This is a genomic window from Massilia hydrophila (genome assembly GCF_020208145.1).
GTDB classification, from domain to species: Bacteria; Pseudomonadota; Gammaproteobacteria; order Burkholderiales; family Burkholderiaceae_D; genus Telluria; species Telluria hydrophila.
Window position 1 is genome coordinate 587,831 of the sequence record NZ_JAHYBX010000001.1, and the last position, 18,465, is coordinate 606,295.

Consider the following 18,465-nt stretch of genomic DNA (forward strand, 5'->3'; position numbering starts at 1 on the left):
GAAGCGCGGGTTGCACGCCGCTGTCATTTCGTCCACACTTCACGGATTGCGCCGGCGTGCCGGCGTGATAGCCCCCGAATTGGAAGAGCAATGCTTGCACGATAGATAAAATCAATCGTGAGTATCGCATCAATCAATTTCACAAAAGCCGTCCAGGTCGGTACACTGGCGTCTATCAAATCTTTCAACCACCCGAAAACAGGAGATTACATGTCCCTCATCAACACCCAGATCAAGCCGTTCAAAGCCACCGCTTACCACAACGGCAAGTTCATCGATCTGACGGAAGAGAACTTCAAGGGCACCTGGTCGATCCTGATGTTCTACCCGGCCGACTTCACCTTCGTCTGCCCGACCGAACTGGAAGACCTGGCTGCTTTCCAGCCTGAATTCGAAAAGATGGGCGTGAACGTCTACGGCGTGTCGACCGACAGCCACTTCGCGCACAAGGCATGGCACGACACCTCGGACGCCATCAAGAAAGTGAACTACCCGCTGATCGGCGACCCGACCGGCACCCTGGCGCGCAATTTCGAAGTCATGATCGAAGAAGAAGGCATGGCGCTGCGCGGCACCTTCGTGATGAACCCGGAAGGCCAGATCAAGGTCATGGAAGTGCACGACAACGGCATCGGCCGCGACGCATCGGAACTGATGCGCAAGGTCAAGGCTGCCCAGTACGTCGCATCGCACCCGGGCGAAGTGTGCCCGGCCAAGTGGACCGAAGGCGCGGAAACCCTGACCCCGTCGCTGGACCTGGTCGGCAAGATCTAAGCAAGTAATGCAGTAGTACGGAGCCGGGCCGCCGCGGCGGCCCGTTTCTTTTCTGGTCTGGTTTAACGAATTTTAAGGAAAACACATCATGCTGGACGCAACCCTCAAGAAGCAGTTGCAAGGCTATCTGGAAAAAGTGGTGCAGCCGATTGAGCTCGTTGCATCGCTGGATGATTCGCCGAAGGCGCGCGACATGGATGAACTGCTCCGCGAAATTGCCGCGTTGAGCGACAAGATCACCGTGCGCAATGACGGCAACAACGCCCGCAAGCCTTCGTTCTCGATCCGCCGCGTGGGCACCGATATCGGCGTGGATTTCGCCGGCATCCCGCTCGGCCACGAATTCAGCTCGCTGGTGCTGGCCCTGCTGCAAGTGGGCGGCCACCCCATCAAGCTGGACCAGGCCGTGATCGACCAGATCAAGAACCTGGAAGGCGACTACGTCTTCGAAACCTTCATCTCGCTGTCCTGCCACAACTGCCCGGAAGTGGTGCAGGCGCTGAATTCGATGTCGGTGATTAACCCGCGCATCAAGGTCGTCGCCATCGATGGCGGCGTGTTCAAGGAAGAAGTCGAAGCGCGCCAGATCATGGCGGTACCGATGATGTTCCTGAACGGCCAGCACTTCGGCCAGGGCCGCACCAGCGTGGAAGAGATCCTGGCCAAGATCGACACCAAGGCCGGCGCCCGCAAGGCCGCTGAACTGAACAAGAAAGACCCGTTCGACGTGCTGATCGTCGGCGGCGGTCCTGCCGGCGCGGCCGCGGCGATCTACGCCGCCCGCAAGGGCATCCGCACCGGCGTGCTGGCCGACCGCTTCGGCGGCCAGGTGCTCGATACGCTCGCCATCGAGAACTTCGTCTCGATGAAGGAAACCGACGGCCCGAAATTCGCCGTCGCCCTGGAGGAGCACGTGAAGCACTACGAAGTCGACATCATGAACACCCAGCGCGCCAACAAGCTGGTCGAGGGCAAGCTGATCGAAGTGCATACCGAGAGCGGCGCCGTGCTCAAGTCGAAATCGGTCATCATCGCCACCGGCGCGCGCTGGCGCGAGATCAACGTGCCGGGCGAGCGCGAGTACCGCAACAAGGGCGTGGCCTATTGCCCGCACTGCGACGGTCCGCTGTTCAAGGGCAAGCGCGTGGCCGTGATCGGCGGCGGCAACTCGGGCGTCGAAGCGGCGATCGACCTGGCCGGCATCGTCAAGGAAGTGACCCTGATCGAGTTCGGCGCCGAGCTGCGTGCCGATGCGGTCCTGCAGCGCAAGCTGTACTCGCTGAAGAACGTTACCGTGATCAAGTCGGCGCAGACCACCGAGATCCACGGCGACGGCAAGATCGTGGACGGCCTGTCCTACAAGGACCGCAACAGCGGAGAGCTCAAGCGCGTTGACCTGGAAGGCGTGTTCGTCCAGATCGGCCTGGTGCCGAACGCCGAATGGCTGAAGGGCACGATGGACCTGTCGGCCCACGGCGAGATCGAAGTCGACGCCAAGGGCCAGACCTCGATCCCGGGCGTGTTCGCGGCGGGCGACGTCACCACGGTGCCGTTCAAGCAGATCGTGATCGCGGTGGGGGAGGGCGCCAAGGCTTCGCTGGCGGCATTCGACTACCTGATGCGCCTGCCGGTGGAAGAAGAAACCGAGCAAGCTAAGGCGGCTTAAGCCAACGGCCTTTTCAGTCGCAACGCCATTCCTTGCACAGGAATGGCGTTTTTATTTGTCCGTACAATCCGGCGCACTGGATAATTCAAATCAGGAAGGATTGGATGGATGCATCGATCACCGTGCCGCGCGTCGATGCGGACAAGGCCGCGGCAGACGGCGAGACACTGGCCGAGCTGCTTGCCGTTTGCGTCGAAGGCGGCGCGTCCGTGAGCTTCATGCTGCCGCTGGCGCGCGATAAGACGCTTGCTGTCTGACGCGGCGTAGTGACAAGCGTCGAGCGTGGCGAACGTGCGCTGCGGGTGACGGAAGACGGCGCGGGCCGCATCGTCGGCACCGCGCAGCTGCTCACGGCGATGCCGGACAACCGTCCGCATCGGGCCGGCGTGGTGCCGGAGTATGCGCTCATGCCGGAACCCACTGTCGCCCATGGGCGCTTCAGTCAGGGGCGCGTGATCATTGGCGAGAATCGCTGCAAGAAATTCTAGTAAGCTAGGCCCACCTATCCGGCGAGCGATCAGACGCTGTGCCTGCCCGCGGCAGCGTCTCGTACAACCATGACAGAAATGCGATCTATCCACTTTTTTCTACTGCTTGGCATGTCGACGCCATATGCCGCCGCCCAGTCCCAGCTTCCGGCGCCGGATCGCATCATCTATAAATGCCAGGGTAAGGGCACTGTCAGTTATTCGGACGAACCATGCGTCGGCGCCGAGCGGCTCGATGTCGTGCCGACCCGGGGCGCTGACCGCCTGTCGGGCTCGAGAAGGATCGGGGCAGACGTTGCGAATGAAATCCGTGCCGAGCAGTTTGCGCATGCCCTCAAGCCGTTGACCGGCATGACGCCATCCCAATTTGCGACAGCCTCCCGCCGTCAATACATGGATGCATCGTCACAGAGCGAGTGTCGGCAACTCGAAGCGGCTATCCTCACAATAGAGCAGCTTGAACGCCGCTCGAGGGCCGCAGTGACAGAATCGGTTCGGCAGGATCTGTTCTTGCTGCGCAAACGCTACAAGAAACTGGCTTGCTAAACCATTTAGTGGAAGGCAACTAGCAAGGCGCCTGTCAGCGCTTCGGTCTCGAGCAGCAGCCAGGTGGCCGCGCTGGCCAGGGCCAGGTGGACTGCGGTCCAGGTCATTGGATGGTGGCGTGCCATGATGAGACTCCTAATCGTTGAATGCGTAGTAGCGATGGTGTCATCTTAGGCATCAACCCAATCGCTTGCCATCGGCAAAAACTCCGTCCAATTGTAGGAATAAACCTTGTGACATTGTCACGACGGTTGGCGGCCGTGTGAAAGATGACTTCCTACGGGTTTGGTAGGTCGCGTCCTATAGTTGTGCGCATGAGGCAGGCATAGAGTAGCTTCCATCATGACCCGACACGAACCCAAACTCCTGCACCGCGGCCTGCTGGCCGTGCGCCGCAACACCATCCGTCGCCTGCTGCGTTCCGTTTTCGGTATCGAGCAGCTGCGCGAAGGCCAGCAACACGTCATCGACAGCGTCCTCGACGGCAAGGACACGCTGGCGATCATGCCGACCGGCGGCGGCAAATCGCTGTGCTACCAGATCCCCGCCAAGATGCTGGAAGGGATCACCGTCGTGGTCTCGCCGCTGATCTCGCTGATGAAGGACCAGCTCGAGAAACTCGAGGAGCTGGGCATCCGCTCGGTCCAGGTCAACAGCAGCCTGAATGCCGAGGAAGAAGCGGCTGCCATCGAGGCGATTGCGAACGAAGACTGCGAGATCGTGTTCTGTACCCCGGAGCGCCTGGTCTCGCCCGAATTCATCGCGGTGCTCAACGGGGTTACGCTCGACATCGTGGTGATCGACGAAGCCCACTGCATCTCGCAGTGGGGACACGACTTCCGCCCGGCCTACATCGGCATCGCCGCCGCCATCGATGCGCTTGGCAAGCCGCCGGTGCTGGCCCTGACCGCGACCGCCACCGAGGACGTGATCGCCGACATCCGCAAGCAGTTGGGCCGTCCCAGGATGAACGTCATTAATACCGGCATCTACCGGCCGAATTTGCACTACGGCGTGGTGCAGGTGACCAATCCGCAGGAAAAGCTGGCGCAGGCCTTGAAGCTGGTGCAGGACACCGAGGGCGTCGGCATCGTCTACGCCGCTACTGTCAAGGTGGCCGAGGAAATGCTGGCCGTGCTGGAAGAGGCGGGCGAATCGGTCACGATCTACCACGGCAAGCTGCCGGTGGCCGAGCGCAAGCTGAACCAGGACATGTTCATGAACGGCGAACGCCGCGTCATGGTGGCCACCAATGCCTTCGGCATGGGGATCGACAAGAGCGATACCCGCTTCGTGATCCACCTGCAGATTCCCGCCAACCTCGAGTCCTATTACCAGGAATCGGGCCGCGCCGGACGCGACGGCCTGGATGCGCACTGCACGCTGCTCTTCCTGCAGGACGACAAGCGCATCCAGCAGTTCTTCCTGGTGAAGCACTACCCGAGCGCCGCCGAGCTGCAGACCGTCCATGGCGCCGTGCGCGAACTGGCGCAGGACGGCGCGGTCATCTACGAACGCCTGGGTGAGACGCTGGAAGAGGCGGGCGAGGCCAAGCTGAAGGTCTGCCTCAAGCTCCTCAAGGACGGCAAGCTGCTGCGCCAGAACCGCAAGCTCGAGTTCTTGCTGACAAATAAGGAGCCTGACCCGGAACTGTTCATGGAACTGGCCGAGGTCTATGTCCAGAAGGCCGAACGGGACCGCGAAGCGCTCGACCAGATGGTAGGCTATGCCGTCAGCGGTTTTTGCCGCTGGAAGCTGTTGCTGGACTATTTTGGCGACACGGTCGAGGGTTTCGAGAAGTGCTGCAAGTGCGACAACTGCCTGAATCCGCCGGCACTCACGCTCACCGAGGACATCGTCATCCGCGACGACGAGTTCGCCCACGAGCCCCAGCCTGCGCCAAGCGGTCCGCAGTTCGAAGTCGGCGGCCGCGCGAAGGCGCCGAAATATGGGGAAGGGACCGTGGTCGCCGTCGCTGGCGACCAGGTAACCCTGGCGTTTGCGGACCAGGAAGAGCCGCGCACCTTCCTGGCCGAGTTTCTCGAGCCGGCCGACGTGCAGCACTGAGCCGGGAAAGGACCGCATGGGAGACATGGTTGTCGTTCGCAAGGAGGGCCTGTACTGCGTGCCTGGCGGGTTCTACATCGACCCCTGGCGCCCGGTCGACCGGGCCGTGATCACGCATGCCCACGGCGACCATGCGCGCTACGGGCACGGCCACTACCTGGCGGCGGCGCCCGGCGTTGGCGTGCTGAAGTCGCGCCTCGGCGACATCCAGGTACAGGGCTTGGAATATGGCGAGACGGTCACCCACAACGGCGTGCGCATTTCGCTGCACCCGGCCGGCCACGTGCTTGGATCAAGCCAGATCCGCATGGAGTGCGGCGGCGAAGTCTGGGTCGCCTCGGGCGACTACAAGGTGGAACCGGATAAAACCTGTGCGCCCTTCGAGCCGGTGCGCTGCGACACCTTCATCACCGAATCGACCTTCGGCCTGCCGATCTACCGCTGGGACCCGGAACAGCAGGTGATCGACGAGATGAACGCCTGGTGGCGCCGCAATGCGGACGAGGGGCGCTGCAGCGTGGTGTTCGCGTATTCCTTCGGCAAGGCCCAGCGCATCCTGTCGCGCCTGGATCCATCGATCGGCCCGATCGTCTGCCACGGCGCGGTGGAGCCGCTCAACCGCGTCTACCGCGCCGGCGGCGTCGCGCTGCCCGAAACCCGCATGGTCAGCGAGATCGACAAGGCCCTGCTGCGCCGGGCCATCGTGATCGCGCCGCCATCGAGCAGCGGCTCGCCCTGGATGAAGCGCTTCGGCGACTACAGCGATTCCTTCGCCAGCGGCTGGATGCTGCTGCGCGGGGCGCGCCGCCGGCGCGGCGTGGACCGCGGTTTCGTGCTGTCCGACCATGCCGACTGGCCGGGGCTGATGAGCGCGATCCAGGCCACCGGCGCCGAGCAGGTGATCGTCACCCACGGTTCGATCCCGACCATGGTGCGCTGGCTGTGCCAGAATGGCCTGGACGCGAAGGGTTTCGACACCGAGTACGGCGACGAGGAAGAGGACGAGGCGCTGCCGCCGGCCGGGGCGGCGGCATCGAAAGATGCGGCAAAGGAAGCGGCGGCAGAACAAGCGGTCGAGGAGGGACCATCGGGAGAGCCCGATGCGTGAATTCGCCCGCCTGTACGCCGAACTCGACGACACCACGTCCACCACCCGCAAGCTCGACGCCCTGCAATCCTATTTCTCGCACGCCGCCCCCGAGAACGCGGCCTGGGCGGTGTACTTCCTGGCCGGCGGCAAGCCGCGCCAGGCCGTGCCCACCAAGCTGCTGCGCCAGTACGCGATCGAATACGCGGGCCTGGACGAGTGGCTGTTCGACGAGTCCTACCACGCCGTGGGCGACATGGCCGAGACCATCGCCCATATCCTGCCGCCGCCGAGCCGGCGCAGCGATGTCGGCCTGGCCGAATGGATGGAAGAGAGGATCGGTCCCTTGCGCGGGGCCGACCCGGGCACCATCCGCGAAGCCCTGTTCGCGGCCTGGGACGAACTCGACTGGCGCGAACGCTTCCTGTTCGTGAAGCTGATCGGCGGCGGATTCCGGGTTGGCGTTTCGCGCCTGCTGGTGACGCGCGCGCTGGCGGCGATCGCCGCGGTGGACAGCAAGCTGGTGGCGCAGCGCCTGATGGGCTGGACCGACAATTCGGTGCGACCGACCGCCGCCAGCTTCCTGCAGCTGATCGCCGCCCAGTCGGATGAAGAACACAAGCTGCGCGGCGGCCAGCCCTATCCCTTCTTCCTGGCCCACCAGTTGCAGGGCGAGCCGGCGGCATTGGGCGAGATCGACGACTGGCAGGTGGAGTGGAAGTACGACGGCATCCGCGCCCAGCTGGTGCGCCGGGGCGGGCAGAACTTCCTGTGGTCGCGCGGCGAAGACCTGATCACCGAACGCTTCCCGGAGCTGGCCAATGTGCGCCTTCCGGAAGGGACGGTGCTCGATGGCGAAGTGCTGATCTGGCAGCCCGGCTGCGAGGCGCCGGCGCCCTTCGCCGACCTGCAGAAGCGCATCGGCCGCAAGACCCTCGGCCCGAAGCTGCTGGCCGAGCTGCCGGCCGTGCTGTGCTGCTACGACCTGCTCGAATTCGGCGGCGTCGACCTGCGTGCGCTGCCCCAGCACGAACGGCGCGCGCTGCTGGAGACCGAACTGGCGGCGATCGCGGCGCCGCAGCTGCGCCTGGCGCCGGTGATCCGGTCCGATAGCTGGGCCGCGCTGGCGGCCTTGCGCGCCGAGTCGCGCGCGCGCGGCGTCGAGGGCATGATGCTCAAGGCGCGCGACGCCCGCTACGGCGTGGGGCGCACCAAGGATGTCGGCACCTGGTGGAAGTGGAAGATCGATCCGTATACGGTGGACGCGGTGCTGATCTACGCCCAGGCCGGCAGCGGTCGGCGCGCCTCGCTGTACACCGACTACACCTTCGCGGTATGGGATGGCGAAGGGGAGGAGCGCCGCCTGGTGCCTTTCGCCAAGGCCTATTCGGGCCTGACCGACGCCGAGATCCGGCAGGTCGACAATGCCGTGCGCAAGACCACCATCGAGAAATTCGGGCCGGTGCGCTCGGTGAAGCCGACCATGGTGTTCGAGATCGGCTTCGAGGGCATCGCCCTGTCGACCCGCCACAAGGCCGGCATCGCGGTGCGCTTCCCGCGCATCCTGCGGCGCCGCGACGACAAGCCGGTCGAGGACGCAGATACCCTCGACATCCTGAAGGGCCTGCTGGCCGCGGCGGCGCCGCTCAATGACGAAGGCACGGACGAAGCATGAGCAAGAACCCCGTCGCCGAGCGCGTCGATGCCTGGTTTTCGGCGCGCGGCTGGAAGCCTTTTCCCTTCCAGCGCGCGGTGTGGAAGGCGGCGCTGCAGGGCGACTCCGGCCTGCTGCATGCGAACACCGGCGCCGGCAAGACCTTCGCCGTCTGGTTCGCGGCCCTGCAGCGTGCCGGCCTGCAGGGCGGCCGCGCCAAGGCGGGTCTGCGGGTGCTGTGGATCACGCCGATGCGGGCCCTGGCGGCCGACACCATGCGCGCGCTGGAAGAAAGCACGGCCCAGCTGCTGCCCGAATGGCAGGTCGGCGCGCGCACCGGCGACACGTCCAGCGCCGAGCGCGCGCGCCAGACGCGCAGGATGCCGGCCGCCCTGGTGACCACGCCCGAGAGCCTGTCGCTGATGCTGAGCCATGCGCAGGCGGCCGAGCAGTTCCGGCAGCTGGACATGATCGTCATCGACGAGTGGCATGAACTGATGGGCAGCAAGCGCGGGGTGCAGGTGCAGCTGGCGCTGGCCAGGCTGCGCCACTGGCGTCCGGAGCTGCTGGTGTGGGGCGTGTCGGCCACCATGGGCGACCTCGACCTGGCGCGCCAGGTGCTGCTGGGCGGTGACGAAGGCGTGCTGGTCGAGGGCGACCTGCGCAAGAAAATCCAGGTGGACTGCCTGATCCCGGAGAACGTGGCGCGCTTTCCCTGGGGCGGCCACATGGGCCTGCAGATGCTGGAGCCGGTGATCCGCGAGATCGAAGGGCACGACGCGACCCTGGTCTTCACCAACACGCGGGCCCAGTCCGAGATCTGGTACCAGAACATCATCGATGCGCGCCCCGACTGGGCCGGCGTGCTCGCATTGCACCACGGTTCGCTCGACCGCGAGGTGCGCGAATGGGTCGAGGCGGGATTGAAGAAGGGCGAGCTGAAGGCCGTGATCTGCACCGCCAGCCTGGACCTGGGCGTGGACTTCCTGCCGGTCGAGCGCGTGCTGCAGGTGGGCAGCGCCAAGGGCATCGCGCGCCTGCTGCAGCGCGCCGGACGCAGCGGCCATGCGCCGGGGCGGGTGTCGCGCGTGACCCTGGTGCCGACCAACAGCCTGGAACTGCTGGAGGCCGCCGGCGCCAAGAAAGCGGTGGCGGCGCGCCGCATCGAAGGCCGCTACGTGCCCAACAAGCCCTTCGACGTGCTGGTGCAGCACCTGGTGACGGTGGCGCTGGGCGGCGGTTTCCGCTCCGGGGAACTGTACCGGGAGGTCAGGCGCGCCTGGTCCTACCGCCACCTGGACGAAGAGGAATGGCAGTGGGCGCTCGACTTCGTCGCGCGCGGCGGCCAGAGCCTGACCGTGTACCCGGAATACCGGCGCGTGCTGCCGGACGAGGAGGGCGTCTACCGCGTGCCCGACGCCGCCATCGGACGCCGCCACCGCATGGGCATCGGCACCATCGTGTCCGATGCCAGCATCTCGGTGAAGTACATGAGCGGGGGGCGCATCGGCAGCGTCGAGGAATCCTTCATCGCGCGCCTGAAGCCGGGCGACCATTTCCTGTTCGGCGGGCGCATCCTGGAATTCGTGCGGGTGCACGAGATGACGGCCTTCGTGAAGCGCGCGAACGCCAGCCGTGGCGCCATCGCGCGCTGGGGCGGGGCCAAGATGCCGATGTCTTCGGAGCTGGCGCATGCGGCGCTGGAAGAGCTGCGCCTGGCCTCGCAGGGCATCTACGACGGCCCGGAAATGCAGGCGCTGCGCCCGCTGATCGAGATCCAGTGCCGCTGGTCGGCGCTGCCGACCGACGAGACCCTCGTCATCGAAAGCATGAAGAGCCGCGAAGGCCACCACCTGTTCGTGTATCCGTTCGGCGGCCGCTCGGTGCATACCGGCCTGGCCGCGCTGCTGGCCTACCGGCTGGGGCGCATGCAGCCCGCGACCTTCTCGATCGCGGTGAACGACTACGGCTTCGAGCTGCTCACCCCGGAGCCGGTGGGCTGGGAGCGCCTGTTCGCCGGCGCCACCGGCGCCGATGTCGCGCTCCTCGGTACCGGCTCCCTGCTCGAGGACGTACTGGGCAGCCTGAACGCCACCCAGCTGTCGCAGCAGCGCTTTCGCGAGGTGGCGCGCATCGCCGGCCTGGTGTTCCAGGGCTATCCGGGCCAGCCGAAATCGAACCGGCAGCTGCAGGCCTCGTCCTCGCTGTTCTTCGAGGTCTTCCGCAAGCACGACAGCGGCAACCTGCTGCTCACCCAGGCCCAGCGCGAGGTGCTGGAGCAGGAGCTGGAACTGACCCGGCTACGCGAGACGCTGGACGAACTGCACCTGCGCCGCATCGTGCTGCGCGAGGTGAAGCGGGCCACGCCCTTTGGTTTCGCGCTGATGGTGGAGCGTTTCCGCGAAAAGGTCAGCACAGAGAAGCTGTCCGACCGCGTGGCGCGCATGGTGCGCGAACTGGAAAAGGCGGCCGCGGCATGACGGCATCACAGGGTGCGCTGGCGGTCGAGGTGGCGGGCGAGCAGGTGCTGCTGCTTCCGGAGAAGGCCCTGTACTGGCCCCGTGAACAGATGCTGGTGATCGCCGACATCCACTTCGGCAAGGCGGCCGCCTTCCGCGCCCTCGGGGTGCCGGTGCCACGCGGGACCACCAGCGAGAACCTGGCCGGGCTGGACGCCCTCGTGGACGCGCACGGCGCGCGCCACGTGGTGTTCCTGGGCGACTTCCTGCATGCGCGCGCGGCGCACGCCAGCGCCACCCAGGCGGCGATGCTGGCCTGGCGCGAGCGGCGCCGCGGCCTGGCGCTGACCCTGGTGCGCGGCAACCACGACCGCCATGCGGGCGACCCGGCTGCGCTGTTGCGCATCGCCCTGGTCGACGAGCCGCACACGCTCGGCCCCTTCGCCTTCTGCCACCATCCGGACCTGGCGCTGGACCGGGAAGCCGCGGGCTATGCGCTGGCCGGCCACATCCACCCGGTGTACGTGCTGGCGACCCGTTTCGACGCCTTGCGCCTGCCCTGTTTCGTGGTCGGACCCGAGCGCATGATCCTGCCTTCCTTCGGCGCGTTTACCGGCGGCCATGCGATCCGCCCTGCGCCGGGCGAGCGCATCTACGTCAGCTCGGGCGAGGCCGTCCATGGCATAGGCTAGCGTTCGTTAGCGTACCGACCCCATACACGGGCGGGCGTACATTCCACCCGGATAGCAAGGTGTTCCCATCACATCGTCGACAGGGAGGAATGACCATGTATTTCCGCAAGCTGCTGCAAGCCGTGTGCGCCGCGCTGCTGGCGCTGGGCCCGGTCGCCATGGGCGCGCACGCCCAGGCACAGTCATACCAGAGCAACCGCGTCTACACGCCCATCATCAATGGATTCAACGTCGAGGAAGTGCGGCGCCTGACGCCCGGCGTCGAGCTGCACTTCGAGCTCTATGGCACCCCGGGCGGCAGCGCCATGCTGCGCATCGATGGCGCCACGCGCAACCTGAACCTGACCGAAGTCGAGCCCGGCCAGTACAGCGGCACCTACATCATCGGCACCCATGACCGCATCCGTCCGGAAAGCGGCGTCACCGCCAACCTGCGCCTGGGCAACCAGGTGGCGACCAGCCTGCTGCGCGAATCGCTGCTGCAGGCGAATGCGCCGCGCAGCCGCAGCGGCCAGCTGGCGTCGATGCCGGCCATCCAGCGCTTCGAAGTGCAGGGCAGCCCGGAACTGGGCCCGGGCAACGAGCTGCGCTTCACCGTGTTCGGCACGCCGGGCGGCCGGGTCGAGGTCGCGATCGCGGGTGCGCGCGGCGTGTTCTTCCTGCCGGAAGTGCGTCCCGGCGAATACGATGCCATCTACACGATCCGCGGCGCCGACCGTATTGCGCCCGACAGCCGCGTCACCGCCACCATCCGCGCCAACGGCCGCTATACCACCTCGGTGCTGGGCCGCCCGCTGCTGGGCGGCGGACGCATGGAGGCACCACGCCAGGCCCGTTACTGCAGCAACTGCGCGGTGGTGGAAACGGTGAATGTGATCGAGGTGTCGGGCAATGGCAGTTACCTGGGCACGGTGGGCGGCGCCGTGGTCGGCGGCCTGCTCGGGAGCCAGGTCGGCAGCGGCAGTGGCCGTACCGCGGCTTCGGTGGCCGGCGCGGTGGCTGGCGGTATCGCCGGCCGGAATATCGAGCGCAACATGAACCGCGAACAGCGCTATGAGGTCGTGGTGCGCTATACCAACAGTGGCGCACTCCAGACCCTGCAGTACGAGAACGATCCGGGCTTCCGCCAGGGCGACCGGGTGCGGGTCAACAAGGGCGTGCTCGTGCGCGACCAGTAAGACGCAGCGCGGCAAGGAAACGGCCGGCGTCCCATCGGGAGGCCGGCCGTTTCTTTCCTGGCTGGTCGTTCAGGCCGTCGCCAGGACCTGGTCGTCACCCGGCAGTTCGCTTTCCGCCTTCTGGCGCGCGCCCTTGGTGCGCGAGCGCGATGGGGGCAGGCGCCGCAGGGTCTTGAGCGCGTCGGCGTCCTTGATGCCGATGGTGCGCTGGTCGACGGTGATGAGCCCGATTTCATTGAAGGCCGACAAGGTGCGGCTCACGGTTTCCAGGGTCAGGCCCAGGTAGCTGCCGATCTCGTGGCGCGTCATGCGCAGGTTGAACAGCTTGCTCGAATAACCCATGGCGGCGAAGCGGTCCGCCAGCGAGACCAGGAAGCGTGCCACGCGCGCTTCGGCCGACAGCGCGCCCAGCATGCCGATCATGGTCTGCTCGCGCACCAGTTCGCGGCTCATGACGCCGTACATCATGTTCTCGAGTTCGGCGTGGACGCGGCCGAGGGCGGTGAGCTTCTTGAACGGCAGCAGGATCAGGTCGCAGTCGGACAGGGCCACCGCTTCCGAGGCGTAGTGGCGGGTATGGATGCCATCCACGCCGAGCATGTCGCCCTTCATGGGGAAGCTCAGCACCTGTTCGTTGCCGAATTCGTCGATGAGCACGGTCTTCAGGAAACCCGAATTCACGATGTACAGGGTGTCGAACGCCTGGCCGATGGTGTGCACGCGTTGTCCGGTCTTGAATTGCACGTGCTGGAACAGGAGTTCCTCGGATGTGACCGAGACGCTGGCGGGAATGCGCAGCAGGTCGCAGACTTCCTTCAGGTTCGACCAGAGGCGCCCCTGGCGCTGGCGGCCGGCTTCCATGGGGGTATGCAGGGTGGGCTGGGTGAGGTTGCGTTGTTCTGACGTTGGCTGGGACTGCATGCTCATCTCCGGTGAAAGACTGGGTTTCAGGCGGCGACCACGGGGTGGAGCCGCAGGCACCGCGGTGGAGGCTAAGGCCCCGCCGCAGGCTGGCTCACTGGGACTTGGATCGCAAGCAAGTCGAAACGCTGAATTCAGTATGCCAACACGAGTCCGGCTCGGATATCAGCAAGTGCTGAATATGTAGGTAGGACGGATGATCGCTCTGTAGGAATACTCTGACGTCGATCGCTAGCCTGTAGAGGAGAAGTGGCATGCAAGCCGGGCGCGCGGCAGCGTTGGCGAGTGGCGAGGAGGCAACGCAAAAAAGAAACCGCCGGCACCAAACCGGCGGTTTTTTGTCTAATTCGATTGACCTAGGCTTTCATGGGTGACAGCAGGCGGTGGGCCACGGCGTATTGCACCATTTCCGAAAGCGAGCTCATGCCCATCTTCTGCATGATGCGCGTCTTGTGGGTGCTGACGGTCTTGACCGACAGGTGCAGGCCGTGCGCGATCTCGGTAATCGACTTGCCGCCGACAAGGTGGGAAAAGACCTCGAATTCCCGGTCCGACAACTGCTTGTGCAGCAGCTGCTCGCTGGGCGCCATGATGTTCAGCGCCAGCTGCTCGGCCACTTCGGTACTGATATAGGGCCGTCCCGAAGCGACCTTGCGGATCGCGCCCACCAGCTGGGTGCCGGCGCTTTCCTTGGTGAGGTAGCCCTGGGCACCGGCGCGGATAGCGCGCACCGCGTACTGTTCTTCCTCGTGCATGGTCAGGATCAGGATCGCCAGCTTGGGCGCTTCGCTGCGCACCTGGCGGATCAGGTCGACGCCGCTGCGGCCCGGCATCGACAGGTCGAGCAGCAGCAGGTCGAAGCCCCCTTGCCGCACCTGCGCCAGGACTTCGAAGCCATTGGTCGCTTCTCCGGCGATGGCGATATCCGCGGCGCCGTCCAGGATCCGCTTGAGGCCCTCGCGCATGATGGTGTGGTCGTCGGCAATTACGATGCGTATCATGGATGCTTCCTTCAGGTGGCAGCGACTGGGCTTGGGCAGGCTAACACAGGATTGCCGGCAATTCGTCCCACTTTAGCCGGGCACGGCACCCGGCGCTGGCGGCGTGTCGTGGCCGTCTGGCGATGGTTCGCTGATCAGGCGGTGCACCAGCACCGGCTTGCTGGTGTGCGACAGGACCTTGTTGGTCACGCTGCCCAGCAGCAGCTGGCCCCAGCCGCTACGGCCGTGCGAACCCATGAAGATCAGGTCGCAGCCTTCCTGCTCGGCGACCTCGACAATCTTCAGCGCGGCGTTGTCGGAATACGCGGTCATGCAGCTGTGCTGCAGGCCGGCACTGGCGCAGGAACGCATGATCCTCCCCATGTATTCCTCGCCCATGCGGCGCATCTGGGCGAGGTATTCCTCTTCGCTGGGGTAGGAGGGCGGGATGATTTCCACATACACCGGATACTGGTAGTCGGGCGCGACGAACAGGGCCAGTACTTCGGCGCCCATCTGCCGTGCAAACTTGACGCCGGCGCAGGCCGTATGCTGCGAGACGGCCGAGCCATCGGTGGTGATCAGGATTTTGCGGTACATGGTCATTCCTCCAAGGGCCACGCCATTCTGGAACGTCGCGGTCGCGGCCGTCATTGCAAAAACTCAAGCTCTTGATCCCGGTCAAACTTTCGAAACCGCGACCGGGTCGCAAGAAACGATGTCAACGGCACTTACGTTACGAAAAACAACACCTAACTTGCGTAAATATTCAGGAACCCAGCTGTTTAATTGTCGCGGAATTAAGTTTCGCTGTCCATTTTGTTGTGTCTCAGTCTCTGAGATTTACCTACGGCAACCACACTGCTACACTCCCATGCAGATTTTCACCATCCTTGACGGCGCCAGGGCGCGGCCGGATGGACGCATCCAATACCGACGCAAGAGCGCATTGCGAACTTATATATTCATGGAGAAGCAGGGATTATGACCGACGCCGCTGACGATTTCGACGCACTATTCGAGGAAGTGGCGGCGCAGCGCGCCAATGCTCCCGCCGCCCCGGCGCCCGAGCCGGTCGCCGTCGTGGCTGACGAAGACGACCTCGAATCCCTGTTCGACCAGGTAGCCGCAGCCAGCGTCGCGGCGCCCGCAGCGGCGGCCGTGGAGGCGGCCGATCCGGGGGCAGCCGCGGCCGCTGGCGGTGATGGCGAGCACGGCATGTACGAGCGCCTCGGCGGCATCGTGCGCCTGCTACACGATTCGCTGCGCGAACTCGGCTACGACAAGGCGCTGACCGAGGCCTCGTCGGCCATCGTCGACGCCCAGGACCGCCTGGAATACGTCGCAACCCTCACCGAGCAGGCCGCCAACAAGGTGCTGAACACCCTGGACGAAGGCATGCCGGCCCAGGACCTGCTGTCGAAGCAGGCCAAGGACATGGAAAGCCGCTGGGCCGACCTGTTCTCGGGCAAGCTCAGCCTGGATGAGTTCAAGGCCCTGGCGGGCGACGCGCGCCAGTTCGCCGCCACCGTCAACGAAGCCACCGAAGCCGAGAAGGCCCGCCTGCTCGAGATCATGATGGCCCAGGATTTCCAGGACATCACCGGCCAGCTGATCAAGAAAGTGGTCAAGATCACCCAGACCGTCGAATCGGAACTGGCCCAGTTGCTGCGCGACAACGCGCCGGCCGACCTGAAGGAAAAGCTGGCGAAGAAGGAAGTCCCGCCAGCGCCCGCGCCGCTGATGCAGGGCCCGTCGGTGCCGGACACGGCACTGAACCAGGACAGCGTTGACGATCTTCTGGCCGATCTGGGGTTCTAATGGACGATATGCTCAAGGACTTCGTCGTCGAGGCGATGGACCTTGCAGTAAATGTTGAAGAACATTTGCTGCGCCTCGAACGCGATCCGGACAACAAGGAAACGCTGAACGCGGTGTTCCGTTCCTTCCACACCATCAAGGGTGGGGCGGGCTTCATGGGCCTGCCCGCACTGGTCGCCGCCTGCCACCTCACCGAGAACCTGTTCGATGCGCTGCGCACCGGCGCCGCGCCGGTGACGCCACTGGCGATCGAGGCCGCACTCGAAGCTTCCGGCTTCGTGGCCGACCAGTTGAACGACCTGAACAACGGCACGCCGCCGGAAGGCCTGGCCTCGATGCCGGAAGCGCTCGAGCGCATCCTGAAGGATGCGATCGAAGGCAAGGGCGCGGGCGCACCGGCGCCGGCGGCCGCGCCTGCCCCGGTCGTGGCCGCCCCTGCCGTCGTGGTTGCGGCTGCGCCGGCCGCGCCGGTGGTGGGTGGGGACGGACTGGACTGGATCGGCATGTACAACGCGGTGGTACCTGCCGCTTCCGCGATCGCGGCAGCTGCGGCTCCCGCCACGTCCGGGAGCGCCGCGCCGGCTGCGGCACCGGTGGCCGCCGCTGCCGCCGAAGCCGCGCCGGCCGCGCCGGCGGCGAAACAGGGCGGCTGGGATGGCATCGATCGCCGCCAGAACGACAAGGTCGCCGATGCGCGCGCCGCCGCCGCGCCAGCCAAGGACGAAAGCATCCGTATCGACGCGGTCAAGCTGGACGCCCTGCTGGAAGTGGCGGGCGAATCGGTGCAGGCCGCCAACCAGGCCGCCGTGCTGCTCGAGCGCCTGCAGCAGTTCAAGTTCGAGGGTCCGGCTGCCGCGCTCATGGCCACGCTCACCGAGACCCTGGAACGCGCCTCGCGCTACTCGGCCGAACTGCAGCGCGCCACGCTGGCGACCCGCATGCAGCCGGTGGGCCGCCTGTTCCAGAAATTCCCGCGCCTGGTGCGCGAGCTGGCCAAGGATCTCGGCAAGGACGTCGAGCTGACCATCGAAGGCGCCGAGACCGAGGTCGACCGCGTCGTGGTGGACAGCCTGTACGACCCGCTTGTGCACATGCTGCGCAACGCGCTCGACCACGGCGTCGAGTCGCCGGAGGACCGTGTCGCCGCCGGCAAGCCGGCCAAGGCCTTCATCCTGCTGAAAGCCTGGCAGGAAGCGAACAGCGTCATGATCGTGCTGCAGGACGACGGCAAGGGCATGGATCCGGTCAAGCTGCGCCGCAAGGCGATCGACAAGGGCCTGATCGGCGAGAACGGCGCCCCCAACGACGACGACGCCTACCAGCTGGTGTTCCTGCCGGGCTTCTCGACCAAGGAAGTGGCGTCCTCGGTGTCGGGTCGCGGCGTGGGCATGGATGTGGTCAAGACCGCGGTCGAGAAGAACCGCGGCGCGATCCGGATCGAATCGACCCTGGGCGCGGGCACCCGCTTCGCGATCCGCCTGCCGATCGAACTGTCCATCGTGCCGACCATGCTGGTCTCGACCTCGGGCGCCTCGCTGGCGCTGCCGATGGCCGTGGTCGAACGCGTGGTCGAGCTGCCGGAAGAGTTCCAGTGCGTGGGCGGCGCTCCGGTCCTGAAGGATCAGGGCCGCCCGCTTCCGGTGCGCTCGCTGGCCCTGGCGCTTGGCTACGAAGCGTGCTCGGAACGGGTCGGCATCGTCGTCAACGCGCCCCAGCCCTACATCCTGGCGGTGGAAGCCGTCGACGGCACGGCGGACCTGGTGATCAAGCCGATGACCGCGCTGTCGGTCGAAGGCATCACCGGTACCGCGCGTTCGGCCGAGGGCGAGCTGGTGCTGGTGGTGGGCCTGTCCTTCCTGATGGACGGGTGCCGCAGCAACGTGCGCCTGGCAGCGTAAGCGCCTTCGCAGGGTGGGCAGGTCCTGCCCGCGCGTTCGAACCCGGGAGGAGCAGCGACGCGGCTGATCTTCAGCCGACTCAGTCGCTTCAGCGCGTGGGCGGCCAACCCGTCCACCCCACGAAAGCGGCCCATACGTGGTTTCCGCAGTGCGCAAGCCAAATCCTTCGCCACAGTGCAGCAAATTCGCATACAAAAGCCTGAGTCACCCCGCTCAGGCTTTTTTTATTTGCAT

Annotated in this window: 16 protein-coding genes; 13 read left to right on the plus strand and 3 right to left on the minus strand. The window is 65.7% G+C overall.

Going from position 1 to position 18,465, the window contains the following annotated elements; genetic code table 11:
• Positions 1–210: 210 nt before the first annotated feature.
• The 11 genes from ahpC (at position 211) to LE190_RS02645 (ending at position 12,611) form a co-directional block, all read left to right on the plus strand.
• Positions 211–774: an alkyl hydroperoxide reductase subunit C gene (ahpC, locus tag LE190_RS02595; protein WP_224942955.1), complete on the plus strand. Its 564-nt coding sequence runs from the start codon at positions 211–213 to the stop codon at positions 772–774.
• An 88-nt stretch (positions 775–862) separates the two neighbouring features.
• Positions 863–2,440: an alkyl hydroperoxide reductase subunit F gene (gene ahpF / locus LE190_RS02600; protein ID WP_225237249.1), complete on the plus strand. Its 1,578-nt coding sequence runs from the start codon at positions 863–865 to the stop codon at positions 2,438–2,440.
• A gap of 104 nt (positions 2,441–2,544) precedes the next feature.
• Positions 2,545–2,697 carry a hypothetical protein gene (locus LE190_RS02605; RefSeq protein WP_225237250.1) on the plus strand — a complete coding sequence of 51 codons (153 nt, stop codon included), beginning with the start codon at positions 2,545–2,547 and terminating at the stop codon, positions 2,695–2,697.
• 9 nt (positions 2,698–2,706) lie between these two features.
• Positions 2,707–2,928 (plus strand): hypothetical protein, encoded by a 222-nt coding sequence (locus LE190_RS02610; protein ID WP_225237251.1) that lies wholly within the window; start codon positions 2,707–2,709, stop codon positions 2,926–2,928.
• A gap of 78 nt (positions 2,929–3,006) precedes the next feature.
• Entirely contained in the window at positions 3,007–3,474 is a 468-nt protein-coding gene (locus LE190_RS02615; RefSeq protein ID WP_225237252.1) for a hypothetical protein, read from the plus strand.
• A gap of 342 nt (positions 3,475–3,816) precedes the next feature.
• Positions 3,817–5,541 (plus strand): RecQ family ATP-dependent DNA helicase, encoded by a 1,725-nt coding sequence (locus tag LE190_RS02620; protein ID WP_225237253.1) that lies wholly within the window; start codon positions 3,817–3,819, stop codon positions 5,539–5,541.
• Positions 5,542–5,557: 16 nt separating this feature from the next.
• Complete coding sequence (locus tag LE190_RS02625) at positions 5,558–6,649, plus strand: ligase-associated DNA damage response exonuclease (protein ID WP_225237254.1); 1,092 nt, start codon at positions 5,558–5,560, stop codon at positions 6,647–6,649.
• Entirely contained in the window at positions 6,642–8,303 is a 1,662-nt protein-coding gene (locus LE190_RS02630; RefSeq protein WP_225237255.1) for an ATP-dependent DNA ligase, read from the plus strand. The genes LE190_RS02625 and LE190_RS02630 overlap by 8 nt, the downstream gene beginning before the upstream one ends.
• On the plus strand, positions 8,300–10,762 hold the full coding sequence (locus tag LE190_RS02635) for a ligase-associated DNA damage response DEXH box helicase (RefSeq protein WP_225237256.1): 2,463 nt from the start codon (positions 8,300–8,302) through the stop codon (positions 10,760–10,762). Before LE190_RS02630 ends, LE190_RS02635 begins: the two co-directional genes overlap by 4 nt.
• A complete protein-coding gene (gene pdeM, locus LE190_RS02640) occupies positions 10,759–11,433 on the plus strand; it encodes a ligase-associated DNA damage response endonuclease PdeM (protein ID WP_225237257.1) in 675 nt (224 codons plus the stop codon). Before LE190_RS02635 ends, pdeM begins: the two co-directional genes overlap by 4 nt.
• Before the next feature lie 95 nt (positions 11,434–11,528).
• The gene (locus LE190_RS02645) at positions 11,529–12,611 is read left to right on the plus strand and encodes a glycine zipper 2TM domain-containing protein (protein ID WP_225237258.1); all 1,083 of its coding nucleotides are present in this window, start codon (positions 11,529–11,531) and stop codon (positions 12,609–12,611) included.
• Between the two features lie 69 nt (positions 12,612–12,680).
• Here LE190_RS02645 and LE190_RS02650 read toward each other — a convergent pair whose 3' ends face one another.
• The 3 genes from LE190_RS02650 to LE190_RS02660 form a co-directional block, all read right to left on the minus strand.
• Positions 12,681–13,472, minus strand: a complete 792-nt coding sequence (locus tag LE190_RS02650) for a Crp/Fnr family transcriptional regulator (RefSeq protein ID WP_224942915.1) — start codon at positions 13,470–13,472, stop codon at positions 12,681–12,683.
• A gap of 416 nt (positions 13,473–13,888) precedes the next feature.
• Positions 13,889–14,533 (minus strand): response regulator, encoded by a 645-nt coding sequence (locus LE190_RS02655; protein ID WP_225237259.1) that lies wholly within the window; start codon positions 14,531–14,533, stop codon positions 13,889–13,891.
• A 72-nt stretch (positions 14,534–14,605) separates the two neighbouring features.
• Entirely contained in the window at positions 14,606–15,112 is a 507-nt protein-coding gene (locus tag LE190_RS02660) for a universal stress protein (RefSeq protein ID WP_225237260.1), read from the minus strand.
• A 384-nt stretch (positions 15,113–15,496) separates the two neighbouring features.
• Here LE190_RS02660 and LE190_RS02665 point away from each other — a divergent pair, with 384 nt between their 5' ends.
• Positions 15,497–16,333: a protein phosphatase CheZ gene (locus tag LE190_RS02665; RefSeq protein WP_225237261.1), complete on the plus strand. Its 837-nt coding sequence runs from the start codon at positions 15,497–15,499 to the stop codon at positions 16,331–16,333.
• Positions 16,333–18,231 carry a chemotaxis protein CheA gene (locus tag LE190_RS02670; RefSeq protein ID WP_225237262.1) on the plus strand — a complete coding sequence of 633 codons (1,899 nt, stop codon included), beginning with the start codon at positions 16,333–16,335 and terminating at the stop codon, positions 18,229–18,231. Before LE190_RS02665 ends, LE190_RS02670 begins: the two co-directional genes overlap by 1 nt.
• The last annotated feature ends 234 nt before the right edge of the window (positions 18,232–18,465 follow it).